Annotated in this window: 27 protein-coding genes; 23 read left to right on the forward strand and 4 right to left on the reverse strand. The window is 66.1% G+C overall.

The genetic code is table 11. The features are described 5' to 3' along the window. Window positions 1–5: 5 nt before the first annotated feature. From AC1DGP_RS20120 to AC1DGP_RS20200, 17 genes are all read left to right on the forward strand, one after another. A complete protein-coding gene (locus AC1DGP_RS20120) occupies window positions 6–923 on the forward strand; it encodes an ABC transporter permease (RefSeq protein WP_441491117.1) in 918 nt (305 codons plus the stop codon). A gap of 59 nt (window positions 924–982) precedes the next feature. Beyond that, on the forward strand, window positions 983–2,551 hold the full coding sequence (locus AC1DGP_RS20125; RefSeq protein WP_476769763.1) for an ABC transporter substrate-binding protein: 1,569 nt from the start codon (window positions 983–985) through the stop codon (window positions 2,549–2,551). A gap of 72 nt (window positions 2,552–2,623) precedes the next feature. Beyond that, window positions 2,624–3,517: a metallophosphoesterase family protein gene (locus AC1DGP_RS20130; RefSeq protein WP_476832453.1), complete on the forward strand. Its 894-nt coding sequence runs from the start codon at window positions 2,624–2,626 to the stop codon at window positions 3,515–3,517. Between the two features lie 79 nt (window positions 3,518–3,596). Beyond that, window positions 3,597–4,310: a class I SAM-dependent methyltransferase gene (locus AC1DGP_RS20135; protein ID WP_476832454.1), complete on the forward strand. Its 714-nt coding sequence runs from the start codon at window positions 3,597–3,599 to the stop codon at window positions 4,308–4,310. Between the two features lie 260 nt (window positions 4,311–4,570). Then, window positions 4,571–6,091 (forward strand): ABC transporter substrate-binding protein, encoded by a 1,521-nt coding sequence (locus AC1DGP_RS20140; RefSeq protein WP_476769760.1) that lies wholly within the window; start codon window positions 4,571–4,573, stop codon window positions 6,089–6,091. Further along, window positions 6,088–7,005, forward strand: a complete 918-nt coding sequence (locus tag AC1DGP_RS20145; RefSeq protein WP_441491112.1) for an ABC transporter permease — start codon at window positions 6,088–6,090, stop codon at window positions 7,003–7,005. The genes AC1DGP_RS20140 and AC1DGP_RS20145 overlap by 4 nt, the downstream gene beginning before the upstream one ends. 19 nt (window positions 7,006–7,024) lie before the next feature. Continuing rightward, entirely contained in the window at window positions 7,025–7,906 is an 882-nt protein-coding gene (locus tag AC1DGP_RS20150) for an ABC transporter permease (RefSeq protein WP_441491111.1), read from the forward strand. 36 nt (window positions 7,907–7,942) lie between these two features. After that, complete coding sequence (locus AC1DGP_RS20155; protein WP_476832455.1) at window positions 7,943–9,277, forward strand: LLM class flavin-dependent oxidoreductase; 1,335 nt, start codon at window positions 7,943–7,945, stop codon at window positions 9,275–9,277. A 203-nt stretch (window positions 9,278–9,480) separates the two neighbouring features. Continuing rightward, window positions 9,481–10,122 (forward strand): GNAT family N-acetyltransferase, encoded by a 642-nt coding sequence (locus AC1DGP_RS20160; RefSeq protein WP_476832456.1) that lies wholly within the window; start codon window positions 9,481–9,483, stop codon window positions 10,120–10,122. A gap of 146 nt (window positions 10,123–10,268) precedes the next feature. Continuing rightward, window positions 10,269–11,285 carry a PLP-dependent cysteine synthase family protein gene (locus tag AC1DGP_RS20165; RefSeq protein WP_476832457.1) on the forward strand — a complete coding sequence of 339 codons (1,017 nt, stop codon included), beginning with the start codon at window positions 10,269–10,271 and terminating at the stop codon, window positions 11,283–11,285. 552 nt (window positions 11,286–11,837) lie between these two features. Further along, the gene (locus tag AC1DGP_RS20170; protein ID WP_476832458.1) at window positions 11,838–12,374 is read left to right on the forward strand and encodes an OsmC family protein; all 537 of its coding nucleotides are present in this window, start codon (window positions 11,838–11,840) and stop codon (window positions 12,372–12,374) included. A 52-nt stretch (window positions 12,375–12,426) separates the two neighbouring features. Beyond that, window positions 12,427–13,449 (forward strand): ABC transporter substrate-binding protein, encoded by a 1,023-nt coding sequence (locus AC1DGP_RS20175; RefSeq protein ID WP_476770703.1) that lies wholly within the window; start codon window positions 12,427–12,429, stop codon window positions 13,447–13,449. After that, window positions 13,436–14,455 carry an ABC transporter permease gene (locus AC1DGP_RS20180; protein ID WP_476770702.1) on the forward strand — a complete coding sequence of 340 codons (1,020 nt, stop codon included), beginning with the start codon at window positions 13,436–13,438 and terminating at the stop codon, window positions 14,453–14,455. The genes AC1DGP_RS20175 and AC1DGP_RS20180 overlap by 14 nt, the downstream gene beginning before the upstream one ends. Further along, on the forward strand, window positions 14,449–14,988 hold the full coding sequence (copC, locus tag AC1DGP_RS20185; protein ID WP_476832459.1) for a copper homeostasis periplasmic binding protein CopC: 540 nt from the start codon (window positions 14,449–14,451) through the stop codon (window positions 14,986–14,988). The genes AC1DGP_RS20180 and copC overlap by 7 nt, the downstream gene beginning before the upstream one ends. Window position 14,989: 1 nt before the next feature. Further along, the gene (locus tag AC1DGP_RS20190; protein ID WP_476832460.1) at window positions 14,990–16,750 is read left to right on the forward strand and encodes a CopD family protein; all 1,761 of its coding nucleotides are present in this window, start codon (window positions 14,990–14,992) and stop codon (window positions 16,748–16,750) included. A gap of 202 nt (window positions 16,751–16,952) precedes the next feature. After that, window positions 16,953–17,147, forward strand: a complete 195-nt coding sequence (locus AC1DGP_RS20195; RefSeq protein WP_476770698.1) for a hypothetical protein — start codon at window positions 16,953–16,955, stop codon at window positions 17,145–17,147. Then, a complete protein-coding gene (locus AC1DGP_RS20200; protein WP_441491100.1) occupies window positions 17,147–17,383 on the forward strand; it encodes a hypothetical protein in 237 nt (78 codons plus the stop codon). The genes AC1DGP_RS20195 and AC1DGP_RS20200 overlap by 1 nt, the downstream gene beginning before the upstream one ends. Here AC1DGP_RS20200 and AC1DGP_RS20205 read toward each other — a convergent pair. Beyond that, window positions 17,369–17,683, reverse strand: a complete 315-nt coding sequence (locus AC1DGP_RS20205; RefSeq protein ID WP_476770697.1) for a hypothetical protein — start codon at window positions 17,681–17,683, stop codon at window positions 17,369–17,371. The genes AC1DGP_RS20200 and AC1DGP_RS20205 overlap by 15 nt on opposite strands. 39 nt (window positions 17,684–17,722) lie before the next feature. Between AC1DGP_RS20205 and AC1DGP_RS20210 the strand changes: the two genes are divergently transcribed. Continuing rightward, window positions 17,723–17,926, forward strand: coding sequence for a cold-shock protein (locus AC1DGP_RS20210; protein WP_069881900.1), 204 nt, complete (start codon window positions 17,723–17,725; stop codon window positions 17,924–17,926). Window positions 17,927–18,270: 344 nt separating this feature from the next. Here AC1DGP_RS20210 and AC1DGP_RS20215 read toward each other — a convergent pair whose 3' ends face one another. Further along, the gene (locus AC1DGP_RS20215; RefSeq protein WP_441506683.1) at window positions 18,271–18,789 is read right to left on the reverse strand and encodes a Crp/Fnr family transcriptional regulator; all 519 of its coding nucleotides are present in this window, start codon (window positions 18,787–18,789) and stop codon (window positions 18,271–18,273) included. A 132-nt stretch (window positions 18,790–18,921) separates the two neighbouring features. Here AC1DGP_RS20215 and AC1DGP_RS20220 point away from each other — a divergent pair, with 132 nt between their 5' ends. From AC1DGP_RS20220 to AC1DGP_RS20240, 5 genes are all read left to right on the forward strand, one after another. Beyond that, entirely contained in the window at window positions 18,922–19,656 is a 735-nt protein-coding gene (locus AC1DGP_RS20220; protein ID WP_441506682.1) for an SDR family oxidoreductase, read from the forward strand. Beyond that, on the forward strand, window positions 19,653–20,306 hold the full coding sequence (locus tag AC1DGP_RS20225) for a TVP38/TMEM64 family protein (RefSeq protein ID WP_441506681.1): 654 nt from the start codon (window positions 19,653–19,655) through the stop codon (window positions 20,304–20,306). Before AC1DGP_RS20220 ends, AC1DGP_RS20225 begins: the two co-directional genes overlap by 4 nt. A 97-nt stretch (window positions 20,307–20,403) precedes the next feature. Next, the gene (locus AC1DGP_RS20230) at window positions 20,404–20,787 is read left to right on the forward strand and encodes a nuclear transport factor 2 family protein (RefSeq protein WP_441491096.1); all 384 of its coding nucleotides are present in this window, start codon (window positions 20,404–20,406) and stop codon (window positions 20,785–20,787) included. After that, window positions 20,780–20,977: a hypothetical protein gene (locus tag AC1DGP_RS20235; RefSeq protein WP_476770865.1), complete on the forward strand. Its 198-nt coding sequence runs from the start codon at window positions 20,780–20,782 to the stop codon at window positions 20,975–20,977. Before AC1DGP_RS20230 ends, AC1DGP_RS20235 begins: the two co-directional genes overlap by 8 nt. 51 nt (window positions 20,978–21,028) lie before the next feature. Then, window positions 21,029–21,847 carry an MBL fold metallo-hydrolase gene (locus tag AC1DGP_RS20240; RefSeq protein WP_441506680.1) on the forward strand — a complete coding sequence of 273 codons (819 nt, stop codon included), beginning with the start codon at window positions 21,029–21,031 and terminating at the stop codon, window positions 21,845–21,847. Between the two features lie 24 nt (window positions 21,848–21,871). Here AC1DGP_RS20240 and AC1DGP_RS20245 read toward each other — a convergent pair whose 3' ends face one another. Together AC1DGP_RS20245 and AC1DGP_RS20250 are read right to left on the reverse strand one after the other, a co-directional pair. Continuing rightward, the gene (locus AC1DGP_RS20245) at window positions 21,872–24,394 is read right to left on the reverse strand and encodes a rhomboid family intramembrane serine protease (RefSeq protein ID WP_441506679.1); all 2,523 of its coding nucleotides are present in this window, start codon (window positions 24,392–24,394) and stop codon (window positions 21,872–21,874) included. Between the two features lie 154 nt (window positions 24,395–24,548). Continuing rightward, complete coding sequence (locus AC1DGP_RS20250; protein ID WP_476832461.1) at window positions 24,549–25,364, reverse strand: ABC transporter permease; 816 nt, start codon at window positions 25,362–25,364, stop codon at window positions 24,549–24,551. Window position 25,365 lies beyond the last annotated feature (1 nt).

Here is a 25,365-nt window from a genome sequence, read left to right on the forward strand (position 1 = left end):
CGGTCATGACCGATACCCTCGACGCCAAAATTGCAGGTGCCAAGATCGTGCTTGCCCCGCAGCACAAGCCGCGCCGGCGCTTCGCGCGTCCGGCCGGCATGAACGCCCTGGTCGTCGCGGCCGCGCTTCTGGCGCTCGTGCTCGTCCTCCTGGCGGTGCTCGCGCCCGTGCTTGCGCCCTTCGACCCCGACCAGCAGAAACTGCTGGCGCGGCTGCGGCCCCCGCTCGGTTTCGAGCGCGCCAATCCGGCGCATTGGCTCGGCACCGATCAACTCGGCCGCGATCTGCTCTCGCGCTGTCTGTACGGCCTCAGGCTGACGCTGGCGCTCGCGCTGTTTGGAACGCTGATCGGGCTCGTCATCGGCGTCGCGCTCGGGCTCGTCGCCGGGCAACTCGGAGGCCGGGTCGATGCGCTGGTCATGGGGCTCGTCGACATCAAGCTGTCACTGCCCTTCACGCTCGTCGCGCTGCTCGTGGTTGCGCTGGCGGGAACCGATGTCGCGGTGCTGATCGGCGTGCTGGGCATCGCCTATTGGGCCCATTTCACCAGGCTTGTGCGCGCCCAGGTCCTCGGCCTGCGGGAACTGCCCTTCATCGAGGCGGCCCGAGCCGCCGGAGCGACCCGCTGGCACATCGCGACCGTCCACATGATCCCCAATATCGTCTCGCCGGTCGTGGTGATGGCGAGCCTGAACTTCTCGAACCTGATCCTGCTGGAATCCGCCCTCTCCTTCCTCGGGCTCGGCGTCCAGCCCCCCACTGCCACGCTCGGCTCCATGGTCGGCCAGGGGCGCGACTACATGGCCTCCGCACCCTGGATCGTGGTGGTGCCGGCTGCGGCGATCGTGCTCGTGAGCCTCGCCGCCATGCTGCTCGGCGATTTCCTGCGCGACCATTTCGACGTGCGCCTGCGCGAACGCTGACGCGCCGCCTCCACCTTGCCTGCCGAACCACCTTCGCTCCAACCGAAAGGGCTGAACTGATGCTCAAGACCTTGCTGAAGACCGCGCTCGCCGCCGCGCTCGCGACAACCGCCCTGACCGGGCTTGCTCGCGCCCAGGAGCTCAAGGTCGGCGTGCAGAACATGGCGCCCTGGCTCGATCCCGGCCGCGATTTCTCCAATGTCGGCTCGCAGTTCTATTTCAACGCCTTCGACCCGCTGATCGGCAAGGACGCCACCCGCGCCGAGAGCGTCTGGCAGCCGGGCATCGCCACGAGCTGGAAGCAGGTTTCTCCGACCGAGATCGAACTCAAGATCCGCCAGGGCGTGACCTTCCACAACGGCGCTCCGATGACGGTCGAGGATGTGGTCTTCTCCTTCGACCGCATCATCAACGCGAGTTTTGCGCCCTATAGCGTGCGCAAGCGCGACACGCTGCCCAACATGGCCAAGGTCGAGGCGGTCGATGCCGAGACCGTGCGGATCACCGCGACGAAGCCCGAACCGCTGTTCGACACCCTGCTCAATGTGCAGCAGGGCATGATCGTACCTAAGAAATACATCATGGCCCTGACGGGCGATCCGAACGTCGCCGAGCCGGCCGATTTCGAGGCCTTCGCGCTGAAGCCCGTCGGCACCGGCCCCTACAAGATCACCGAATTCGTGCCGAACCAGCGCCTCGTCTATGAGCGCTTCGACGGCTTCTGGGGCGAGAAGGCGCCGTTCCAGAAGGTCACGGTGCAACGCATCCCGGAACTCTCGGGCCGGTTGACGGCCTTGAAGAATGCCGAGGTCGACCTGATCACCAATGTCCCGCCGGACCAGCTCGAGCCGATCGCCTCGGACGCGAAGCTCAAGGTCGAGGGCATGCAGACGCCGCTCTTTCACGTCGTCATCTTCAATACGCAGAACCCGAAGATGGCCCATCCGAAGCTGCGCCAGGCGCTCTCCTACGCCATCGACCGCAAGACGCTGAACGAGGCGCTCTGGTTCGGCAAGGCGAAGGTGCCGACGAGCCATAGCTTCCAGCAGTTCGGCCAGCTCTACATGCCCGAGCTCGCCACCTTCGAGTACGATCCGGCCAAGGCCAAGGCCCTGCTCAAGGAAGCCGGCTATGACGGCACCCCGATCCGCTACGACGTTCAGGCCGCCTACTACACCAATGGCCTGCTCGCCGCGCAGGCGATCCAGGAGATGTGGGCCGCCATCGGCGTCAAGACCCAGCTCAACGTCACCGAGCAATGGACCGGCTCCGATCCGACCATGATGGCGCGCGCCTGGTCGAACCCGATGTATTTCCCGGATCCCGCGGGCGCCTTCGGCATCATGTGGGCTCCGACCGGCAATTCCGCCTCGGAAGGTCGCTTCAAGGCTGACGACGCCTATATCGCGCTGTGGGAGCGCTTCCGCTTCTCGACCGACCTCGGCGAGCGCAAGAAGGCCTATGCCGATCTGATGCAGGCGATCAAGAACGACCCGCCGGTGCTGCCACTCTATCAGCCCTACGAGTCATACGGCATGAAGCGCTCGCTCGCCTGGCGGCCCCTGCCCGGGCACATCCCCTATGTCCTCGACTTCCGTGCCGGCCGCGTGACGCTCGCCGCCCGCTGAACCAACCGGGAGGGGTCGGCCCGGGCCGGCCCCTCCGTTTTCGCCCTCGTCCTTCGCATCGTGAGCCCAGCCATGGCCAAGCCTCTTCGCCCCGCCTCCCTTCGCCTCGCAATCGTCGCCGATATCCATCACGGTGAGAACAGCTTCACCAAGATGGGCAGCCAGGCCCTGCCGCTCATGGCCGAGTTCCGCCGCTTCGTTGAGGACGCGAAGCCCGATGCCGTCATCGATCTCGGCGACCGCATCTCGGACCGCGACCATGCGACCGACCTGCGACTGGAGCAGGAGGTGGCGGATGCATTTTCTGCCATCGCCGCGCCGCGCTTCCATCTCTGCGGCAATCATGACCGCGATCACCTGAGCGTCGCCGAGAACGAGGCCATCCTGCGCCAGCCGCTCGGCCATCGGACCATCGATCTGGGCGATTGGCGCCTCGTGCTCTGGGCGGCGGATTCACGGATCCACCGCCCGGGCGGCTTCATCCTGACCGAGGCCGACCTGCTCTGGCTCGCCGCGACGGTCAACGCCGCCGATCGCCCGCTCGCGATCATGAGCCATGTCCCGCTTTCCGGCCACGCCCAGACCGGCAACTACTATTTCGAGCGCAATCCCGAATTCTCGACCTATCCCGGTGCCGAGCGCGCACGCGCCGTGCTGCGTCAGGCCCGGGTTCCGGTCCTCTGCCTCGCCGGGCATGTCCACTGGAACACGCTGACGATCGTCGACGGCATCCCGCATCTGACGCTGCAATCGCTGACCGAGAGCTTCACCACCATGCCGCAGCCAGCGGGCGCCTGGGGGCTGCTGGAGCTCGGCGCGACGATCGACTGGACGGTCCATGGCAATGACCCCTTCGTCGCGAAACTCGATGCCGCCGACACGCTTCGGCGCTGGATGACGCCGTTGCAGCCCTTTTCGGAGCATCCGGAACTGCGCCGCCGCCATCCTTCGCTGGCGGCGGAGTGACCGACGATACGATCGTGCCGACAGGCGACAGGCCAGACGGCCTGATCCCGTGCTAGAGAGCGGCATTGGGGGGGCGGCCATGGCACAGATTGCGAATGACACGCGCTTTTGGGACCGGGCCGCGCGGAAATACGCCGCCGGTCCGATCGCGGACATGGCAGGCTACGAGCGCACGCTGGAGCGCACGCGGCATTATCTTGGGGGCAGCGATACGGTCCTCGAATTCGGCTGCGGCACCGGCACCACGGCGCTGAGGCTCGCGCCTCATGTCGGGCGCATCGTGGCGACGGATATCTCCAGCGAGATGATCGCGATCGCCCGGGGCAAGGCCGAGGCCGCAGCTTGCGGCAATGTCGCGTTCGAGGTCGCGACGCCGGCTGCGATCTCGGAGCCTGACGCGACATTCGACGTCGCGCTGGGGTTCAATGTGCTGCATCTGATCACGGCGCGGGAGGCGGCCCTGGCCGGCGTCCATCGGCTGCTGAAGCCGGGCGGGATCTTCATCTCCAACCCTGATGCAGCGCCTCGGCAAGGCGCCCTCAGTCAGCTTTCTCAGCACGGACGAGCTCGAACGCGAGATCGCGGCCGCGGGGTTCGAGATGATCGGGCGCGAGCACCACGCCTCGCGCGGCCGGGATGCCCGGCCGTTCCTCGTGGCACGGAAGCGCTGACGCCCCGCGGAACGAAGGCCGGTCGGAACCCGGCCGCTTTCACATCTGCGGAGTTTGAGCGCCTGCCCCAGCGCGACCATCCGCAGCGGCTGACGAGCATGAGCTTCAGGTGCAGATTATAGCCGGGTCCCCCTCCCGGCCGAGCGCATCCGCGCCGCTTCAAACCTGTCGACCGCAGCCTCGCTTGCCTGGATTCGGTCGTTGGATTCTCCGCGCGTCCCGGCAGCGCGCAGGACACCGTGCCGACAACAAAACTTCTGCGCCATCCGATAATCGGAGAGGATCTCTGTCGATATCGCCGTGCATTTGAAGACCTTTTCCGGATAGCGCACGCTAATTTGGCGCCAATCCCAATGTTCTCGAAGGCAAAGGCGTTGCTTCCATGAGTCTGTTCGCTTTGATCCGCTGGCCGGTCCTGGCCATGTCGGCAGCGTTGATCTTTGCAGGTCCTCAGAAATCAGCCGCAGCCGAGACGCTGACCATCGCGCAAGGAAACGACATCCTTTCGCTCGACCCGGCCAATCACGGCAATAACAGCACCGAGTCGGCGCTGGTGAACATCTACGATTACCTGGTCAACAAGGATTTCAGCCAGGGACAACTGCGCTTCACCCCGCGTCTCGCCATCTCCTGGAGCAGCGATGACAATATCCATTGGACGGTGAAGCTGCGCGACGACGTCTACTGGCACAACGGCGACAAATTCACCGCGCAGGACGTCAAGTTCACAATCGAGCGGTCGCAGCAGGACAAGAAGCTGATCAGTTCCGGCAAGTTCCGCCGGATCAAAGCGGTCGAAGCCCCCGACGACACGACCCTGCGGATCGAAACCGACGGGCCCGATACGCTGCTGCTGCACGCCTTCGTCGGCAACGGCGCCGGCATCCTGCCCAAGGCGGCGTTCGAGAAGGCGGGCAAGGACGAGTTCTTCAAGCAGCCGGTCGGCACCGGGCCCTATGTCTTCAAGCAATGGGTCAAATCCGACCGCGTCGTCCTGGCGAAGAACCCGCGCTGGTGGGGCGGCACGCCGAAATGGGATGGCGTCCTCATCCGCTCGATTCCGGAAACCACGACGCGCGTGGCCGAGCTCCTGACCGGCGGCGTCGATATCGCCGTGAACGTTCCGCCGGAAGACATCGCGCGCCTGAATGACAACAAGGGCACGCGCGCCATCACCTTCGACATCGCGCGCAACCTCGCTTTGCATGTCCGCACCGGCAAGGACCGCGTCACGGGCGATCCGCGCGTCCGCGAGGCGATCGACCTCGCCATCGACCGCAATGCCATCGTGCAGCAGGTGCTGGAAGGGCATGGCGGGGCGACGCGCGGCTTCTTCCCGCCGGCGATCCCGGGCTTCGCCCCGGAGCTGAGCCGCGACATCCGCTTCGATCCGGAACGCGCGAAGGCGCTGCTGCGCGAGGCGGGCTACAGCGACCGCAAGCGTCCCCCCATCAAGATCAGCACGCCGAGCGGCCGCTATGTGAAGGATCGCGAGATCGTCGAGGCGGTCGCCGGCTATCTCGAGGATGCCGGCTTCCGCGCACAGGTCGAGGTGCTCGACTGGACCGTCTACAATAACAAGGTCGTCGGCGACGGTTTTGGCGAGCTCTATCTCTGGGGCATGGGCTCCTACACCGACGCCTCGACCCTCTTCGTCGACAATTTCAAGCGTCACTACGACTGGTCGGACGAGAGTTTCGAGAAGCTCGCCGCCTCCGTTCGCCAGGCGAAGAGCGAGGCCGACCGCATCGCCATCTCGCAGCAGGGCCAGCAGATCGTCGCCGAACAGCGCGTCCGCATCGGCCTGCTCTTCCCGCAATCGATCTACGGCGTCAGCGATCGCATCATCTATACCGGGCGCTTCGACGAAATGATCGCGGCCGAGGACGTCTCGCGCCCATGAGCGGACGCTCTCCCCTCAAGGCGCTGCTGCAATTCGTGCCGGTGCTCTACATCGTCTCGCTGATCGTCTTCGTGCTGGTCTATCTGACAGGCGATCCTTCGGCGCTGCTGATCCCGGAGGATGCAAGCGAAGACGATCGCCTCACGCTGGTCGCGGCGTGGGGGCTCGATCGGCCCTGGTATGTCCAATATCTCCGCTACATGGGCAATATCCTGACCGGGGATTTCGGCGTCTCCTATCGCTACGGCACCGATGCCCTGCCGGTCGTGCTCGAACGCATTCCGGCAACCCTGACGCTGACGGCGGGCGGCCTCGTCGTCGCGATCCTCATCGCCCTGCCGACCGGCATCTTCGCTGCGCTCAAGCGCAACAGCATGCCGGATTTCGCGATCTCCGCCGTGACGATCCTCGGCAAGGCGATGCCGAATTTCTGGGTCGGCATCATGCTGATCCTCGTCTTCGGCGTCTGGCTCCGGCTGGTTCCGGTCTCCGGCAGCGGCAGCTTCGCGCATCTGATCCTGCCGGCGCTGACGCTGGGCACCGGCTTTGCCGCCGAGCTGACCAAACTGATCCGGTCCAGCCTGCTGGAGGTCATGGGCCAGGACTATATCCGGACCGCCCGGGCCAAGGGCGTGCCGGAGATCCTCATCATCCTCCGCCATGGCCTGCGCAATGCGCTGATCCCGGCCCTGACCATGACCTCCCTCCATGCCATCGCGCTGCTTGGCGGGGCTCTGGTCACGGAGACGGTGTTCTCCTGGCCGGGTCTCGGCCAGCTCGTCGTGCAGGCGGTCTACACCAAGGACATGGCGGTCATCCAGATCGCCGTGTTCGTCATCACCATCATGGCTCTGACGATCAACCTGACGACGGACGCCCTCTACCGGCTGATCGATCCCCGCCTGCGGCATTGATCGACCCGAGATGAAAACGATGCAGATATCCCTCCCGCTTCCCCGTATCCCGCGCCTGCCGCGCGTGCTGCGCTCGCTTCTGTCGAACAAGGCGGGCCTCGCCGGCCTTGCCATCGTCGCCGCGATCGCCGTCACCGCGCTGCTCGCCGACCATCTCGCGCCGCTCGACCCGCTGCGGCGGAACCTTTCGCTGAAGCTGCTCCCGCCGGCCTGGCTCGAGGGCGGCAATCCGCGACATCTGCTGGGTACCGACAGCCAGGGGCGGGACCTGCTCAGCCGCATCATCTTCGGGGCGCGCACCTCGCTGACGGTCGGCCTTGCCGCCGTCGCCCTCTCCAGCCTGATCGGCCTTTCGCTCGGCCTGCTCGCGGGCATGGCGGGCGGCAGGGTCGATGCGCTGGTCATGCGCGTGATCGACGCGATGCTGGCGATCCCGACGATGCTGTTCATGCTTGTCGTCGCCCTCGTCGCGGGAACCGGGCTCGTCCCGCTCGTCGTCGTCATCGCCGCGACCAATTGGGTCGGCTGCGCGCGGATCGTCAGGGCCGATGTGCTCAGCGTGAAGGAAATGGACTATGTCGCGGCGGCGCGGTCGATCGGCGCGCGCCCGCTCGGCCTGATCCTGCGGCACATCCTGCCCAATATCCTGTCCTCCTTCGTGGTCGTCTCGACCATGAATGTCGGCACCGTCATCCTGGCGGAATCCTCCCTCAGCTTCCTCGGCTTCGGCATCCAGCCGCCCGAGATCTCCTGGGGGCAGATGCTGAGCGAGGGACGCCAGTACCTGGCGACCAGCTGGTGGGTTGCGACCTTCCCCGGCATCGCGATCACGCTGACCGTGCTCGGCGTCATCCTGCTCGGCGACTGGCTGCGCGATCATCTCGATCCGCGCCTCGATTGAGCGCAGCCCCCTCTATTCACTTTGCCAGAGAATTCCATGACCATCGTCGCCCAGAACGCACGCAAGCCCCGCAGGCTCCATCTCGGCCTGTTCCACCAGCCGATCGGCCGGCATCCGGCGGCGTGGCGGCAAGACACCGCGCAGGGCCATCCAGAGGATATCGACTGGGCGATCCGGATCGCCCGCAAGGCCGAGGAAGGACTGTTCGACATGTTCTTCGTGGCGGACAACCTGGCTGGCCCGGAGCCCGGTGCGCAGGGCAAGGCCGGTGGGCTCGAGCCCCTGACCCTTCTCTCGGCGCTGGCGGTTGCGACCTCGAAGATCGGCCTCGTCGGCACGATTTCGACCAGCTTCGCTGAGCCTTACAACGTGGCGCGGCAGCTCGCATCGCTCGACCATATCAGCCATGGCCGCGCCGGCTGGAACGTCGTCACCACCCAATCGGACCGGGCGGCCGAGAATTTCAGCCTCACTGCCCTGCCCGATCACGCCGCCCGCTATGAGCGCGCAGGGGAGTTCGTGCAGGTCGTACGCGGCCTCTGGGACAGCTGGGCCAATGATGCCCTCATCATGGACCGGAAATCCGGCACGTTCCTCGATACGCAGCGGGTGCGCCTGCTTGCGCATAAGGGCGCGCATTTTTCCGTCCGCGGGCCGCTCAACATCTCGCGGCCGCCACAGGGCCACCCCGTCATCATCCAGGCCGGCTCCTCGCGCGACGGCATCGGGCTCGCGGCCGCCGAGGCGGATCTCGCCTTCACGGCGCAGGACACGATCGCCGACTCCCACGTCTATCGCGAGGCGCTGAGCGAGGCAGCGAAAGCCGCCGGACGCAAGGCACCCAGCCTCCCGATCCTACCCGGAATCATGCCGATCGTCGGGCGGACCGATGCCGAGGCGCGCGAGAAATTCGCGGCGATGCAGGAGCATACCGACATCGCCGCCGGCATCCGGCAGCTGTCGGGGCGCTGGGGTTATGACCTGTCCGGCCATCCGCTCGACGGGCCCGTGCCGGAGCCGGGCGAACGCATCCATGGCGAGAGCCGGGTGCGCCTGCTCCTGAACAAGGCGCGCGCCGAGAACTACACGCTACGCGAACTCGCAGCGCTCGCCATCGCCTCCCATGGCCATCGCATCATCATCGGCTCGCCCCGGACGATCGCCGACGACCTGCAATCATGGTTCGAGCAGGGCGCTGCAGACGGCTTCAACCTGATCCCGGCTTCGATGCCCGACGGGCTCGACGATTTCGTCGATCTGGTGATCCCGGTCCTGCAGGAACGGGGATTGTTCCGCCGACATTACGAGGAAGCCAGCCTGCGCGAGCGCTTTGGCCTCGACCTCCCCCGGCTCGCTGCGTTCACGAACTGAGCTGCTGGCTCCGAGGCGCACTGATCGCGAGGCGGATAAATTCCTTCCGTCTCGCCCGCCGACTGTGGAACTATAGATCTCCAAATAACCCTCAGCATAGCCAAATATACTTATTGTACTGACAGTATTGATTGCGCAACCGGTTCGGATACGAATGCCATGGGCGCTTATTCCCGCTCAACGACAAATTCCGGAACCGTGCCATGACTGACTTGATCGTGCGATCTTCTCCCTTCGATGGGAAAGCAGAGGTTTTGATCGAAGGGCTTGTTGCCGAGTACGACGGCCGATACGGGGCCAATAGCAGGCCAGGCGGCGCGCGCACCGAGATCCTGCGCTACCCCCCAGAGGCCTTCGCCCCGCCTTTGGGAGATTTCCTGCTCCTGCGGCGCGGCGACGAGACCATCGCGGGCGGCGCCTTCATGAGCCATGACGACGAGACAGCCGAGCTCAAGCGCATCTGGACGCGGGACGATCTGCGGCGGCAGGGGCTGGCACGGCAGATCGTGCTCGCGCTCGAAGAGGCGGCGGCCGAGATCGGCTACACCCGGGCCTATCTCACCACCGGGTTCCGGCAGCCGGAAGCGACGGGCCTGTATCTGTCGCTCGGCTATCGGCCGCTCTTCGACACGACAGTCGACCCGACGCTCTATCGCTCCCTGCCCTTTGAAAAACATATCGGGGCGAAGGCCGGCACCGCCGGCAGCACAGCGATCTATCCCCCGGCCGCATCGCTCGACGACGCGACGGCCCGCGTCGCCATCGTCAAGGCCGAGCAGGAGGCGAAGATTGCGGCCAGGCTGGCGGCTCATCGCGCGGCGACGACACAGGTAGCAGCGGCTTGAGCGGCGCAGACGCAGTCTCGCCGGCAGCATGACGCTGCACGCCGCAGCGCCTGCCAATGAGGGGCAAGCGGCTGCCGAACATAGGCGACCGGCCACCCCGCCGGTCTTCGGTGGCATGCGCCACCTCTCCTGGGAGTGAGAGCATCATGGGAACGCAGAACGACCACTTTGCAGCGCTGGTCGGCAACACGCCGCTGCTGGAGCTGCGCCGCTTGGCCGAAAGGCTGGAGATCGCCTCCCGCGTCTTCGCGAAGATCGAGTATCTGAACCCGGCCGGCAGCATCAAAGACCGCACGGCCTGGGGCATCATTCGCGAGGCCGAGGAGAAGGGGGCGCTGAAGCCCGGACAGCTCATCGTCGATCTCACCAGCGGCAACACCGGCATCGGCCTCGCCGCCTTGGCAGCGGCGCGCGGCTACCGCTCGAAATTCTACCTTCGCAACACGATCAGCGAGGACAAGATCAGGCTGCTTCACCAATATGGCGCCGAAACCGTCCTGATCGACAACAGCGTATTCCTGGAAACCGGCGCTATCCACGCGATCATCGACCGCGTCCGCCGCGAGAATCCCGATGCGTATTACACCAACCAACGGGGAAACCCGGCAAACCCTCGCGTTCACTTCGAAACCACCGGGCCGGAGATCTGGCGCGAGACCAAGGGCGAGGTCGACATCTTCGTGGCCGCGGTCGGTACCGGCGGCACGATCTCCGGTACCGGCCGCTTCCTGAAGGCGCAGAAGCCCGGCGTGAAGGTCGTCGTCGTCGAGCCCGGCGCGGCCTCGATCCCCTCGGCGGAGACGCCCTACCCCGACAGCATCGAGGGCGTCCATAAGGTGACCGATGTCGAGGTCGCGTACCTGCCCGAGAATTTTGACGCTGCCGTCGTCGACGAGGCCATCGTGACCGACACGGCGCAGGCCCGCGCGTTCGCCCGGGCGCTGGCACAGGAGGAAGGCATCCTGGCGGGCACGTCGTCGGGAGCGGTGCTGTTTGCCGCCGCCACACTCGGCCGGCGCCCCGAAAACGCCGGCAAGACGATCGTCGCCATCGTTGCCGATAGCGGCGAACGCTATCTCAGCCCGCCCAAGCTCGGCCCCACCGTCGCGCAGACGGAAACGGCGAGCCCGCCCTCGCTCCCGGTCGCCGCTGCAGCCTACTAGGATTCGGGGCGGCGGGATTTGAGGAACCTGATTTTCGTCGCCACAGCCCCGAACAGGAACAAATCATCGCCTTTCCGCAATCAAAACGCACAGTTTGTTTCATTGATACAAATAATCATCTGAGCAATAATCTTGAACGTGAAGAGTAATCCTAACGTCTTCACCGCGGGATTTGCTGGAGTAGCTTGCGCCGCGTCAACAACGCTAAAAGCACCACGATCGCTCGTGGGCTCCTCTCTTGCTTTGGAGACGCGAATGCCCTTCCCGCTTGAACTGACAACGATCGGCCGGCAGCCCCCTTGCCGTCGAAGGCTATGATTTCGGAATTTTAGGCGGGCGCTCGTCGCTGCCGCGGACAGAACCGCGACAGCGGTCTCCCGATGCATCGGCCCTTGAAGCGGGACGCGGTCTTGCCGCTGCCCGGACGACCTCCCCCCTGGATTTCGTGATGTCTCCGATGCGCCGTTCTCCAGCGGCGCAGCGGCCGGGCGAACGCGCGAAATCGAGGCAAGCCCCCCTCCCTAGCCCTCTCCCATCCGCGAGCCGCCAACCATGTCCGACCTCACCGAATATCTCGCCCAGAAGCGCGACGCCGTGTTGCGCCGCAAGGCTCATGCCCGCACGCCGGAGGCCCGACCGCAGCGCCTGCAAGCCCGGGCCACGGCCGAAGGGCGCAGCGGCGTCCGCCGCATCCAGATCCGCGACTTCCAGGTCGTCAGCGACAGCCCGCCGGATTTTGCGGGCTATGATCTCGGCCCTAGCTCGCCGGAGCTGCTGCTCGGCGCGCTGTCCAGCTGCCTGACGCACACCTACCTGATCCAGGCGGCCGACCAGCAGATCGATCTGCGGGATGTTTCCGTCGAGGTGCAGGGCCAGCTCGATCCCCGCGCCGGCACGCCCGGTTTCGAGACGGTGCCAGTTTACCCCCACGACCTCTCCTACACGGTGCGGCTGACCACCGATGCGACCGATCTGGACGCCCTCAACGCCGCAGTCGAACGCTTCTGCCCGATCCTGAACCTGCTCCGACGCGGCACGGAGGTGCGTGGAACCGTCGAACGCATCCCGGCCAGCCGCGCCGCCGCCTGATCTTCTCACTCCCCTGCACGTGGCCGCTCACCGCAGCGGCAAAGGAGCAAACATGAGCCTTTTCACCAGCCAGCCCACCCGCCGCGCGCTCCTGCGCGGAGCCGCCGCACTCGCCGCCGCGCCGCTCGCCGGTCTCGCCGGGCATCACGCCTTCGCCCAGGCCGCACCGCTGGCGCAGCGCCAGACGATCAAGCTCGCCTGGGGCCAGACGGCCGTCTGCCAGTCGCCGATCTCGGTCGCTCTGAAGCAGGGCCTGTTCGAGAAATACAACATCGCGGTCGAGCCGGTGAATTTCAGCGGGCCGACAGATGCGCTGCTCCAGGCGATCGCCACCGGCCATGCCGATGGCGGCATCGGCATGGCGCTACGCTGGCTGAAGCCCCTCGAACAAGGTTTCGATGTCGGCCTGACCGTCGGCACCCATGGCGGCTGCATGCGACTGCTCGTCGCCGAGAATGCCGGCATCGGCAGCCTGAAGGACCTGAAGGGCAAATCCGTCGCCGTCACCGACCCGGCGAGCCCGGTACGCAACTTCTTCGCCATCCGTCTCGCCGAGATCGGCCTCGATCCGGAGAAGGATGTCAGCTGGGTGCAGTACCCGCAGGACCTGTTCGGCGAAGCGCTGAAAAAGGGCGAGGTCCAGGCGCTGGCCGGCGACGACCCGCATCTCTATCTCATCCGCGAGCGCGACAAGCTCGTCGAACTCGCCACCAATCTCGAGGGCCAATACGCCAAGTCGACCTGCTGCGTGCTCGGCCTGCGCGGCGCCCTGATCCGCGACCAGCCCCAGGTCGCAGCTGCGGTCTCCCGCGCCATCGTCGAGGCCCAGGCCTGGACCGCGGCCAACCCCGATAAGACGGCCGAGATCTTCGCCCCCTTCGTCCCGGCGAAGGTGACGCCCGAGACGGTGGCCGCGATCCTGCGCAGCCACACCCACGACCACCACTCCACCGGAGCGGCGCTGCGCGACGACGTCGCCCTGTTCACCGAACAGCTGAAGCTCGTCAACGTGATCCGCAAGAGCACCGACGCCAAGGCCTTCGCGCAGAAGATCGTGCCCAATGTCGCCGTTTGAACAGACAGGCTCCGCGGCAGCCTTCGACCGGCCGCCCCTGCAGGTCGATGGCTGGGCGCTGACACGGGGCGCCCTTGCCACGCTGGCCTGGACCGCGGTCGCCGCGTCCGTCACCCTGCTCGCGAACAGGAAGGTCGGCTTCGCCGAACCGCTCTATGTCGACCAGACCAATCTCGGCCTCGTCGCATGGGCGGTCCTGCTGGCGATCGCCACGACGATCGGCGCCGTCTGGCCGCCGCTCGGCGCGCGGCTCGGCCGGGCCGCGCCCTGGCTCGTCGTGCTCGCGCTCTTCGTCGGAATCTGGGACCTGCTGACGGCCAAGCTCGGCCTGCTTCCGGTGCCCTTCTTCGCGCCGCCCTCCGCGCTGGTCGAGGTCTATGCCGAGGACTGGCCGCGTCTGGGCGAAAGCGTGCTGCATTCGCTGCGGCTGCTCGCGCTCGGCTTCGCGTTCGGCACGCTCTCCGGCTTCGTCACCGGCGTCGCGATCGGCTGGTCGCGCGGGCTCGGCTATTGGGTCCACCCCGTGCTGCGCTTCCTCGGGCCGATCCCGTCGACCGCGCTCTTGCCGATGTCCTTCTTCTTCTTTCCCTCGAGCTTTTCGGCGGCGATCTTCCTGATCGCGCTCGCCACCTGGTTCCCGGTCACGGTGCTGACCTGGTCCGGCGTCGCCAGCGTCGACAAGGCCTATTACGACGTCGCCCGCACGCTCGGCGCCCGCCGCTCGTTCCTGATCTTCAAGGTCGCGATCCCGGCCGCCCTGCCGCATGTCTTCGTCGGCCTGTTCATGGGGCTGGGCGCCTCCTTCTCGGTGCTGGTGGCGGCCGAGATGATGGGCGTCAAATCGGGCCTCGGCTACTACCTGCAATGGGCCCAGGGCTGGGCCGCCTATGCCAACATGTATGGCGCGCTGATCGTCATGGCGCTGATTTTCTCGAGCCTGATCACGCTGCTCTTCGCCGCGCGTGACCGGCTGCTCGGCTGGCAGAAGGACGTGGTGAAATGGTAGCCGCTTCGCTCACGTTCGCTGCCGATCGCACCGCGCCGACCGCGCGGGGAGCCGATCTCGCGATCGCCGGTGTCTCGCATGCCTTCGATCTCGAAGGCCGGCCGCTGCCGGTGCTCGACGATATCGACCTCGACGTTCCCTCTCTCCATCACAGGACCCTGTTCATGTCTCGCGTCACCGGGCTCACGCTCGCCCTCTCTCTTGCGGCCTCGACCTTCGCCGCCTCGCCAGCCTTCGCCCATGCCCATCTCAGGACCGCCTCGCCGGCCGAGGGCGCGACGGTCGCCGCCCCGGCCGAGATCGTGCTCGGCTTCACCGAGGCCCTCGAGATCAAGCTCAGCAGCATCACCGTGCGCGACGCGCAGGGCCACGAGGTCCAGCTCGCGCCGGCGGAAGCCGTGGCGGGCGACGGCAAGGCGTTGAAAATCCGCCTGAAGGCGACGGCGCCGGGCCCGTACACGGTCGAATGGGCGGCGACCTCCGTCGATACCCATCGCGTCGCCGGGCAGTACCGGTTCACCGTCAGGCCCTGATGTGACTGCCTTCATCGAGGCGGCACTGCCGGCGATCCGCTGGCTCCATCTCGCCGCCTTGCTGTCCAGCCTCGGCACCGAAGCCTTTCGCCTGCTGGCGTGGGGACGACTGGGCGCCGCGCCCGAGGCTACCTCGTTGCTGCGAAGGCTGGCCCGGTTCAGCCGGGCCGGCGTCGTGCTGTCCCTTGTCAGCGGCGGCGCCTGGCTCTGGTTCCAGGGCAGCGCCATGCTGGGGAACGCCGTCGCGAGCCGGGAGGCGGCGCTCGCCATCCTCCAGACCCTCTTCGGCGGGACCTTGCTGCTGCGCCTCGCCCTGCTGGTCGTCTCGCTGTGGATGCTGCACAGCGAGGGACGCGGCCGCTGGCTCGCCCTGCCCCTTCTCGCTGCCGCCGCCTTCCTGCAAGGCGGGCTCGGCCATGGCGCAGCGACTGAGGGCTGGGTCACGATCGCCCTTGGCCTGCATGTCGTGGCTGCCGGGCTCTGGCTCGGCGCGCTGCTGCCGCTGCTCGCGACGTGTTTTCTCCTGCCCTCGCAGGCGGCTGCCATCGCACGCCGCTTCACGCCACTCGGCCTCGCCTGCGTGCTGACGCTCGCCCTCACCTCGCTGATGCAGGTGCAGGCGCTTCTCGGCACGCTGGCGGCGACGCTCGGCACGAACTACGGGCGGCTCGCCTTGCTCAAGCTCGTCCTGTTCGCGGTTCTGCTCGGGATCGCGAGCGCCAACCGCTTCCGTTTCGTACCGCAGGCGGAGGCCGGCGGGTCGATACGCGGGTTGCGTCGCTCTCTCGCCCTTGAGGCGGGGGTCGGGCTTGCCATGGTCGCGGCTGCCGCCGCGCTCGCAAGCCAGCCGCCGGGTATCCACGAACAGCCGGATTGGCCCTTGCCGCTGCGACCTATTCCGGGCCTGTGGGACGATGCCTATCTGCGCGACGGGCTCCTGCGCCTGCTCGGCCCGATCGCCATCACGGCCGCGCTCTTCATCCTAGCCGTCGTGCTGCGCAAGCTGCGCTGGCCGGCGCTCGCGGCTGGAGCCGCAGCGCTGGTCTATGTCCAGGTGCCGCCATGGCGCCCCTATGTCGTCGCCGCGGTGCCGACAAGCTTTCAGCTCTCACCGACCGGCTATTCCGCGCGCTCGATAGCGGCCAGTCGCGCGCTGTTCCAGCGCGACTGCGCGAGCTGCCATGGCCTCGACGCACGCGGCCGCGGGCCGGTCGCGGTCGCCCACGCGGTCTGGCCTCCGGACCTCTCGGCGCCGCTGATCGCGGGCCGCCCGGGCGGGGAGCTGTTCTGGTCGATCCGCCACGGCGTCGGGCCGATGCCGGCGGCGACCGGCCTCGGCGATGCCGAGATCTGGGCCTTGATCGATTTCATCCGGCTGCGCGCCGGCGCACGCATATATGACCGCTCCGAGATGCGCTTTGCCGGGGCCGCCCGCATGCCGGGTTTCGTCGCCGGCTGCCCGGAGGGCGGCATCCTGGCACCGGGCAACGGCCGGGTTCTGCGCCTGTGGATCGAGGGCACGACCGCGCAGGTCCAGGCTGACGGCGCGGTCGCCCGCTGTCCGGTCGAGGACCCGGAGCCCCTGGCCGCCGCGCTCGCGGAACTGACCGGCGGCGGGCCGCCGCCCGCGCAGGTTCTGATCGACGCCAATGGCTGGCTGCGGCGGGCCTTCAAGACCGAGAGCAGCGCCTCACCGGATATCGTCGCGACCGAACTGAAGAGCATTCGGGAGGCGCCCTACGATGGCTCCAGCCATCACTAGCGCGTGGGCGTGGGCGCCACGCGAATGCGCGGAATGCTGGCGCACCAGCCAGGGAGCGCAGCAGATCGCAACGGATCCACCAAGAGCGCCCGTACGCGACAAGCCCGACTTTCTCCGGGCAGAAGCCGCCGGTACACGGCCGGGTTGCTTGACTCCCCAATCGCAGAATGTTCCCTCTTTGTTCTCATTGAGAGAATGAAATATGCCAGACGATCAGGGGACCATCACGATCATCACCGATCAGGATATCGACGCGGTGCTCTGCGAGGCCAAGGGCGACGCGCGCGAGGCGATCCGCATGCTCCTGCATGATCTCGCAGTCCTGGCCGCCGACGCCGAGCGGCTGGTCTCGAAGGGTTTTGTGCGCGGTCGCGCGCCGTGGAAGAGGATCGGATGATGGTGACGCGCACACAGAGGCATTTCTCGCCCTATGACGCGGAGAAACTCCTCGCCCTGGTCGAGAGCGCCCGGCGCGAGATAGGGCAGTATCAGGCGACGGTACCGCTCAACTCAGCGATACACACGGCACTGAAGGCTTTCAGGGATGCCGCGACCTTGCTCGCCGATACGGCACGCGGTGATGTCGGGACGGGGCGCTCCTTGCCGTCGCACGCGAGATCAGAGCAATCGTGAGCGATACCGGCGGGCGATCGACGTCCGCCTCGCTCGGAACCTGCTGCTCTTGGGCAGGTCATGACGCAGGTTGCGCGTGGCGCAAAGATCATCGCCCTTGGAGGGATCGCGCGTCGGCGCTGGGTACGATCGATCCAGCACCACCAGAGGTTTATATTGATGCATCAGCGCTATTCGATGGCAACTCACAGTTGCGATGATAAACCGGCTGTAATCGTCGGCCAGTGACGCTTCACGATTGGTCTCGACAACCTTGTCATTTCGGTCAATTCTTTCACCGTGGGTCGTCGGATCGAGCATCCGCCTACCCGCAAGACGCAATCTTCAGAGGATGCGGCTATGGCGACGGGAAACGTGAAATGGTTCAATACTGAGAAGGGTTTTGGTTTCATTCAGCCGTCAGACGGCGGCAAGGATGTGTTTGTACACATCACAGCCGTGAAAGAGGCCGGCATGATGACTCTGACCGAAGGACAGAAGGTCGCTTTCGATTTGAAAACCGAACGCGGCAAGACAGCGGCAGGCTCCCTCCAGCTTCTCTGATCACCACCTGACGTCTTTTGCGTCGAAACGGCTTGCCACCTGACGGCACGTCCCGACATCGCATTTGCGCGGTCAGGCAGCGCTTGGAAGGCCAGGACATCCATCGATCAGGCGCGCCGGGCGGGTTTCACGCCCCGGGCAGGCTAGCCCGCGTGGGTAAGACGCTGTGGAACCGGGAACCTTGCCCTGCGAACCTTCGGTCAGCATAGCGCGATCGCTGTCGATGGAACTACGCTTGGCGACGGAGCCGGCAGGACGGCCCGGGATGCCGAATTCGAACCGCCGCTACCGCAGATTGCTTGCGAGGCTATGGCTGAACCTCACAGTTCCGGCGTGCAATGCCGTCACTCTGCCGCGCTCAGGCGCCGTTTGATCCTGCTGAAGGCGATGGGTGTGATGGCGAGATAGCGCGCGATATCCCCCTGGGAGAGGCGGCGCAACAAGCCCGGCTCGAGCATTTGCATGGCCCGAAATCGCTCTGCAGCGGAATCGCAGAGCAAGGCCTGCTCGCGCCGCGATTTGCGCTGCCTGACCCAATCCGCGAACTGGCCGTAAGCGCGCTGCAGATCCGGGTTCTCGGCGATCCGCTGCTGCAACCATGGCAGGGGAATCCGGATGATTGTCGATGGTTCGAGCGTTCGTGCGCCGAAGGCCGGCCCGTTGCCCTCTGCCGCGAACAGGCCCTGATCGGCGATGAAGCTCTTGATCCGTTCATCGCCCTCGGGCGTGACGTAGACCAGCTTGATGAGCCCTTCCGTGAGAATGAACAGATCGGCCGGCGCATTGTCCGGATCGAACAGGACATGGCCCTTGGGACAAGCCCTGGCGGTCCAGAGCCTGTCGCCCCAAAGTTTGTCCTGCAAGGCAAGTTCCCGGAGCTGACCCAGGAGTCAGCCGGCCGGAGAACCTCGCTCATCTAAACCCGGGTTCATCAGGAACGCTCGAAAGCATGGCAGGAGGATCGACGACAGACACAAAGGAGAAAAGACATCGGAATGCGTACCCCGCTTTCTCGATCCTCGAAAGTCGTTCTGACGGGCGGCACCTCGGGCATCGGAGCCGAGATGCTGGAAAAGCTCCTGTCCGCCGGGCACTCCGTCATTGTGCTGGCACGAAGCGCAAACCGGCTCGAGCCGCGCAACGGACTGGAGGCGATCGACATCGACTTGGCCGATCCTGCGGCGGTCAGGGCGGTGGCAGCCGACATCGCGGCGCGCCATGCCGATCTGAGCGTGCTCATCAACAATGCGGCGCTCCAATATCCCGTCGCCTTGACCGATCCCGATTTCGATCCCCTGCAGATGGACGCCGAAATTGCGGTCAATCTGCTGGCCCCGGCATTGCTGACCCACGCATTTCTGCCGGGTCTGAGACGGCAGGGCATCGGGACCGCGATCGTCAATATCTCCTCGGGACTGGCTCTCCTCCCGAAGCAGCGGACGGCGCTCTATTGCGCGACCAAGGCGGCGCTGCACAGCTTTTCCCAGAGCCTGCGCTACCAGCTCGAAACGGACGGGGTGGCGGTGATCGAGGCGATCCTTCCCCTGGTCGAGACCCCGATGACGGCGGGGCGCGGCAGCGGAAAGATATCGGCTCGCGATGCCGCGGAGGCGATCCTGGCGGGCGTCAGGTGTGCGCGGCCGGAAATCCATGTCGGAAAGGCGAGGCTCTTGCCGCTGATATCCAGGCTGGCGCCCGGGCTCAGTCGCAGGATGATGCGCGGCTCATGAAGGGCCTTCTGAAAGTCGCGCTTGTCCTTGCGCTCGCGTTCGCTTCAACCGCGCTCATCGTCAAATCGACAGGTCTGGTCTCCGAGCGCAGTGCGCTGGACTTCATCGAGGCCGCGAAGGAGATCAATCCGCTCTATCTGGGGGCGGGTGTCGTCCTCCTGCTGGCGATCGACCTCTTGATTGCAGTGCCCACGATGACGACGATCCTGATCGCGGGATATGCGATGGGCCCGCTCCTGGGCGGAGCCTCCGCCACCACCGGGCTGATGCTGCTGGGGCTCGGCGGATATGGGATGGGGCGCCGCTTTGGCAGACCCGTCCTCGCCAGGCTTTTCAAGGATGGCGAAAAGCTCGCGGAGATCGAGCGAGCCTTTGCGAAGAACGATCTGCTCACGCTGTTTGCGTGTCAGGCGCTACCGATCCTGCCCGAGCTCAGCTGCACCATTGCCGGAATGACCCGGATGCGGTTTCGACGTTTCCTGTTCGGCTACTGCGTCGGCGTCATACCCTTTGCCTTCATCGTCGCCTGGGCAGGTTCGAAGAGCACGCTCAGCAATCCCGCACCGGCGATCTATGCTGCGATCACCTTCAGTGTGGGACTTCTGCTCGCCTGGACACTCATCCGCAGGCGATCTACCCGCAGCGCCTGAGCCATGACGATCCCTCGGCGGGCGGGCAAAGGGCGGCGCCCCCTTTCCCGGAACCTGCTCCACCGATGCTCGTTCTCTTCCTAGAAGGAGAACAGCCATGTCCGGAGACAAGCAAACCATCATCGATCTCGAGACGCGCTTCTGGCAGTCCATGGTCGACAAGGATGCAAAGCTCGCGAAATCGATGATTGCCGAGGAATGTCTGATCACCGGCCCGATGGGGGCGATGAAGATCGACCCCGCCAAGTATGAAGCCATGACGGAAGAAGGCCGGTGGACGCTGCGGAGCTTCAAGCTCAGCGATGTCGATGTGATCATGCCGACCGACGAAGTCGCCGTCATCGCCTACAAGGTGCATCAGAAGGGCGACATGAAGGGCAAACCCATGGACATGAAATGCGCGGATAGCACGACATGGGTCAGGGACGGCCAATCCTGGAAATGCGCGCTCCACACCGAGACGATGCTGGAGAATGCCTGAGCGCGCTGGTTTGACTGCCTGGTGGCGAGCCGGTTCGTCCGATCACCGGATCGCCATGGGCGAATGCCGCATGCTGGAAGCTGCGGTCATCCGCGCTCCCGACGAGGAGCATGGCATCCGAGGCGATCACCGAGAGGCAGAACCCCGCTATACCTTGCGCGCAATTTCTCCTGCCTTCGACATCGCGTAAGAGCGAGCAGGACGGGGCTCGGTCTGCATCGCCCCAGCGAAGGATAGGATTTTGGCCTTTCTGACTGAACCGGAGCCGCCGCGCGGCCGGCCGATGGAGGTTGTCCCCGGCATCTCCCGTATCGTCGCCAATAATCCGAGCCTGATGACCTATCGTGGCACCAATACCTATCTGATCGAGGATGGCGACGGCTTCGTGGTTCTCGATCCCGGCCCCGACGATGCCGGGCATCTCGACGACATCCTGCGCGCCACGGGCGGTGCGGTTTCTGCGATCGTGCTGAGTCACACCCATTCCGACCATCTCGGCGCGACCGCCGGCCTGAAGGCCCGCACCGGCGCGAAGACATACGCCTACCATCTCAGCGCCGATGACGCCTTTATCCCCGATATCCTGCTGAAGGACGGCGACACCGCATTGGGGATGACGGCGATCCACACGCCCGGACACGCCTCCGACCATCTCTGCTTTGCCTTCCGGGACGGGATCCTGTTCAGCGCCGACCACGTCATGTCCTGGTCGAGCAGCATCGTCGCGCCGCCGGGCGGTGACATGGCCGATTACGTTGCAAGCCTACGGCTGATGCTGGCGCGCGACGACAGCCTGTATCTGCCCGGGCATGGGCCGCCGCTGCCCAATCCGCAGCCCTATGTCGCCGAGCTGCTGGAGCATCGCCTCAGGCGCGAGAACGCCATTGCCGATGCGTTGAAGGCAGGGCCGCAGGGAACCTGGGATCTCGTCGATCTGCTCTATTCGCAAACCGATCCCTGGCTGCGGCGCGCCGCGGAGCGCAATGTGGCGGCGCATCTGCTCAAGCTCAGGGATGAAGGGCGCGCAGCAGTGTCGGATGAGAAGTGGATCTCGGTCTGACGAGGTCGGGGCGTCCCGCGCCCCTCACCGCTCGATCAGGCGGCGCTCGGTGCGGGCGGCCGCCCATTCCACGAAGGTCTTCGGGCAACTCGTGGCCGCATAAAAGATGAACGGGTCGGCCTCGGCCTTGGCATTCTCCAGAAGGTGCCATTCGCCGAGATAGAAATTCGCCTCGCAGGTCTGTTCGCCATGCGTGATCGGGTCTCGGCTCTGCGTTGCCGCGCGCAAGACGTTGCGGTCGATCTCGCCGCGATAGAACTGGATGATCGGGGCTGGCCAGACAGTCATGTCGACCCCCTTGGCCGCCGAGGCGAGCCGCCCCCCTCGCCCCGAACGTGCGGAGACGATGTGCAGCCACAGGGCGGCATAGGCGTCTTCGGGCTTCAGCGTGAGAGCCCGTTCCAGGTCCTGAATGGCCTTCTTGGGCCGGCCGTCGAAGAAGGCAAGCCAGCCGCGATAGCGCAGTATGCCGGCATTGTCCGGCTCCATGGCGAGCGCCTGATCGAGCCTAGTGATCGCGTCGCGCTGCCGGCCCATGGCGTCGAAGATACCAGCCAGATCGACCAGCGCCTGGGTGCTGGATGGTTGCAGGCGAACCTGGACTTCTGCGTCTTCAAGCGCCGCGTCAAGCAAGCCGAGCGCGAGTTCAGTCTGTGCGCGCCAGCCATAGATCGCGGGCATAGGCGGCGCCGTTGTGGCGCTCGCGCGTGTGAAGAGGTCGCGCGCGGCTTCCCAGTCTCGCGCCTTGCGCCGCGCTTCGCCCACGACAAGGAAGGCGTTCTGCTCGACCTCGGGAAGACTGGCCGGGGACAGGGCCGCCTGGGTCCTGCTGACCAGCGTCAAGGCCCTCTCGCGCGCAGCCTTGTCGTTGCCGACCGCGACGGCATGGGCGAGATGGCTGCGCGGATCGCGCGGATACTGGCGAACGAGCTCGGCGGAGCGTGCGAACCATTCGGCATCGGTCTTTGGCACTTGCTCCGGCGGGATGGTCAACCGCGCCAGGGCGACGTCACCAAAGCCCGCCCGCGGAATCGAGAGGAATGTCAAGGCTGTCAGGCCGAGTGCGACTGCAAGCGCGGGGCGGGCCCAGCGCGGACGCCGCGTCCCGGCATCCCAGGACCGCAGGATCAGGGCGCCGAGCATGGCCCCGGTAAGAGCACCGCCGCCATGGCTGGCATGGTCGAGCTCTCCAGCCGCGAGCCTGCCGCCGGCGAGGAAGGTTGCGAGCAGGATCGCGACGCAGAATGCCTGCAGCCAGAGCCGGCGGGCATCGTCGGCAAGCCGGAGGCTCACCACGAGGCCCGCAGCGATCACGGCCATGATCGCGCCGGAAGCCCCTGCACCAATCAGGATTGCCGGGTTCACCAGGATCGAACCGAGAGCCCCCGCAAGCCCTCCAAGCAGGAAGATGGCGAGAAGCCAGCCCCTCCCGAGGACCGGCTGGAGGAACCAGCCGGCAAGCGCGAGAATGACGACATTGCCGATCAGATGCGCCGCGCTCCAGTGCAGGAACATGGCGAGGACCAGCCGGTACCATTGCCCGGCCTGAATGGCGAGTTCGCTGGAGACGCCGCCGAACAGCACGATGGTCACGCCGGTGACGCCAAGGCTCTGGGACCGGACATAGGTTTCGGCCAGTTCGCCGATGAAGACGAGGATGAGGAGAGCCGCCAGCGCCAGCGTCGCCCAGGGGATGGGCCGGAGACCGGCGGACAGCGCGGCTTTCCGCGAAGCGTCGCCCGAAATGCCAGTTTCTGCACCAGGAGGCTGCTCAGATGCGACCTCCCTGGCCCCGTTCACGAGGCGGAGCACGGTGGTTCCTGCGGCTTCGTCGTAGAAGGCGTCGCGACCTCGCGCGATCGCGTACAAGGCGGCGATCACCGCCATGGCGAGCGGCAAGTTGCCGAGGAAACCCAGGATGGATGCCAGATCGTTCGGAAGCGGCGCCCCTGAGCGAAGGGCCGCGAACAGCAGGATCGCCATTGCCAGAGGCGCCACGCCGGGCAGCGCGAACAGGATGTAGCGCCGGGCGAGCGCGGCGCGGATCTCTGCTGCAGCGACCGGCTCGTCCCACCGCGGCAGGACGCGCAGGGACAACAGATGGCGTCCGAGGCTCGGCACGCCGCGGATCTCCAGCAGCCACCGCATCAGCGCCAGCAGCGGCCATTGCAGGACCGACAGGTCGAAGGCCAGCGTCATCTGGTACTCAGCGCTCAGCGCATAGCTGAGCGAGGTCGTGACGCTTGAACCGGCCTCCTGCCGCGACAGCGTGTAGAGCCGGGCGGTCGGCTGCCCCAACAGCGATTTCGTGCAGATGCTCTCTGAAGTCGGCCGGAAGCCGGCCGGGATCTCGATCGTCGCGGGGCGGCCTTGCGCGGGCCGGCAGTCCGTCATGAAGCTCGAGCCGTCGATCAGCGCCCCGTTCGAGAGCGGGAACAGGACGGCCGCCAGTGCCTGGGTGACGATCATCACGACGACAAGATCGATCAGGAAGGCCAGGCCGCGGCGCAGAACGCCGCCCTTCACCCAATCCGGTGCGTCCCGCATGCCCCATCCCGATCATGGCCGCCAGCGTTGCGCTGCTTTGGTCGGCCGCAAGCTCAGGTTGTCATGAATAGGGCGCGCCGCTCAGCTTGTCACGGTCTCGCCAGGTCGGCCGGCATATGCCACGTCTACCGGCAAAGGATTGACTCCATTGCCTTTATTTCTCCGCCTTGCCCAGCAGTTGCGAGGCCGCCAGAAGCAGCGAGGTGATCACGATCATGATGGTCGAGATCGCCGCGATGGTCGGGTCGATCTGGTCGCGCAGCGCCATGAACATCGCGCGCGTCAGCGTCGAGTTGTCGCCGCCGGAGACGAAGAGCGAGACCACCACCTCGTCGAAGGAGGTCAGGAAGGAGAGCAGGGCCGAGGTGACGATGGCGAAGCCGATCTGGGGCATCGTCACCTGGAGGAAGGCCTGCGCCCGCGTCGCGCCCAGGCTGCGGGCAACGCGCTCCTGGTCGAGATCGAAGCTCTTCAGGGCCGAGCCGACGATCATCATCACGATCGGCACAGCAAGCATCGTGTGCGCGAGCACGATGCCGAGGAAGGAATTGACCATCTTGAGCTGCACGAAGGCATAGAACAGCGCGACGCCGACGAGGATGACCGGAACGATCGTCGGCGTCAGCAGCGCCAGGATCACGACCCCGCCGAAGCGCAGCCGCGAGACATGCAGCCCATAGGCCGCAAGCGTGCCGACCGGCGTCGCCACGAGCGCCGTGCAGATGCCGGCCTTGAGCGAGGTCCCCGTCGCCGCCATCCAGCTCTGCGAGGAGAAGAACGMCTCGTACCAGCGCAACGACCATTGCCGCGGCGGAAACTCCAGATACTGCGACTGAGAGAACGACATCGGGATCACGATCAGCGTCGGCAGGGCCAGGAAGGCGAGCACCAGCACCCCGAGCCCGTAGAGCCAGAGCCGCGACCGGTGCGTGATCTGCGTGTCGCTGGCGGGACGATCGAACCAGCTCATA

This window comes from Allobosea sp. 05T433 (assembly GCF_056396065.1).

Coding starts and splice junctions, on each gene's coding strand:
- AC1DGP_RS20200 (WP_441491100.1), top strand. CDS start 17,147: ATGGTGACGCGCACACAGAGGCATTTCTCGCCCTATGACGCGGAGAAA.
- AC1DGP_RS20155 (WP_476832455.1), top strand. CDS start 7,943: ATGACCATCGTCGCCCAGAACGCACGCAAGCCCCGCAGGCTCCATCTC.
- AC1DGP_RS20125 (WP_476769763.1), top strand. CDS start 983: ATGCTCAAGACCTTGCTGAAGACCGCGCTCGCCGCCGCGCTCGCGACA.
- AC1DGP_RS20150 (WP_441491111.1), top strand. CDS start 7,025: ATGCAGATATCCCTCCCGCTTCCCCGTATCCCGCGCCTGCCGCGCGTG.
- AC1DGP_RS20230 (WP_441491096.1), top strand. CDS start 20,404: ATGTCCGGAGACAAGCAAACCATCATCGATCTCGAGACGCGCTTCTGG.
- AC1DGP_RS20135 (WP_476832454.1), top strand. CDS start 3,597: ATGGCACAGATTGCGAATGACACGCGCTTTTGGGACCGGGCCGCGCGG.
- AC1DGP_RS20180 (WP_476770702.1), top strand. CDS start 13,436: ATGTCGCCGTTTGAACAGACAGGCTCCGCGGCAGCCTTCGACCGGCCG.
- AC1DGP_RS20195 (WP_476770698.1), top strand. CDS start 16,953: ATGCCAGACGATCAGGGGACCATCACGATCATCACCGATCAGGATATC.
- AC1DGP_RS20170 (WP_476832458.1), top strand. CDS start 11,838: ATGTCCGACCTCACCGAATATCTCGCCCAGAAGCGCGACGCCGTGTTG.
- copC (WP_476832459.1), top strand. CDS start 14,449: ATGGTAGCCGCTTCGCTCACGTTCGCTGCCGATCGCACCGCGCCGACC.
- AC1DGP_RS20205 (WP_476770697.1), bottom strand. CDS start 17,683: ATGCTCGATCCGACGACCCACGGTGAAAGAATTGACCGAAATGACAAG.
- AC1DGP_RS20225 (WP_441506681.1), top strand. CDS start 19,653: ATGAAGGGCCTTCTGAAAGTCGCGCTTGTCCTTGCGCTCGCGTTCGCT.
- AC1DGP_RS20245 (WP_441506679.1), bottom strand. CDS start 24,394: ATGCGGGACGCACCGGATTGGGTGAAGGGCGGCGTTCTGCGCCGCGGC.
- AC1DGP_RS20235 (WP_476770865.1), top strand. CDS start 20,780: ATGCCTGAGCGCGCTGGTTTGACTGCCTGGTGGCGAGCCGGTTCGTCC.
- AC1DGP_RS20145 (WP_441491112.1), top strand. CDS start 6,088: ATGAGCGGACGCTCTCCCCTCAAGGCGCTGCTGCAATTCGTGCCGGTG.
- AC1DGP_RS20120 (WP_441491117.1), top strand. CDS start 6: ATGACCGATACCCTCGACGCCAAAATTGCAGGTGCCAAGATCGTGCTT.
- AC1DGP_RS20175 (WP_476770703.1), top strand. CDS start 12,427: ATGAGCCTTTTCACCAGCCAGCCCACCCGCCGCGCGCTCCTGCGCGGA.
- AC1DGP_RS20165 (WP_476832457.1), top strand. CDS start 10,269: ATGGGAACGCAGAACGACCACTTTGCAGCGCTGGTCGGCAACACGCCG.
- AC1DGP_RS20140 (WP_476769760.1), top strand. CDS start 4,571: ATGAGTCTGTTCGCTTTGATCCGCTGGCCGGTCCTGGCCATGTCGGCA.
- AC1DGP_RS20220 (WP_441506682.1), top strand. CDS start 18,922: ATGCGTACCCCGCTTTCTCGATCCTCGAAAGTCGTTCTGACGGGCGGC.
- AC1DGP_RS20160 (WP_476832456.1), top strand. CDS start 9,481: ATGACTGACTTGATCGTGCGATCTTCTCCCTTCGATGGGAAAGCAGAG.
- AC1DGP_RS20130 (WP_476832453.1), top strand. CDS start 2,624: ATGGCCAAGCCTCTTCGCCCCGCCTCCCTTCGCCTCGCAATCGTCGCC.
- AC1DGP_RS20210 (WP_069881900.1), top strand. CDS start 17,723: ATGGCGACGGGAAACGTGAAATGGTTCAATACTGAGAAGGGTTTTGGT.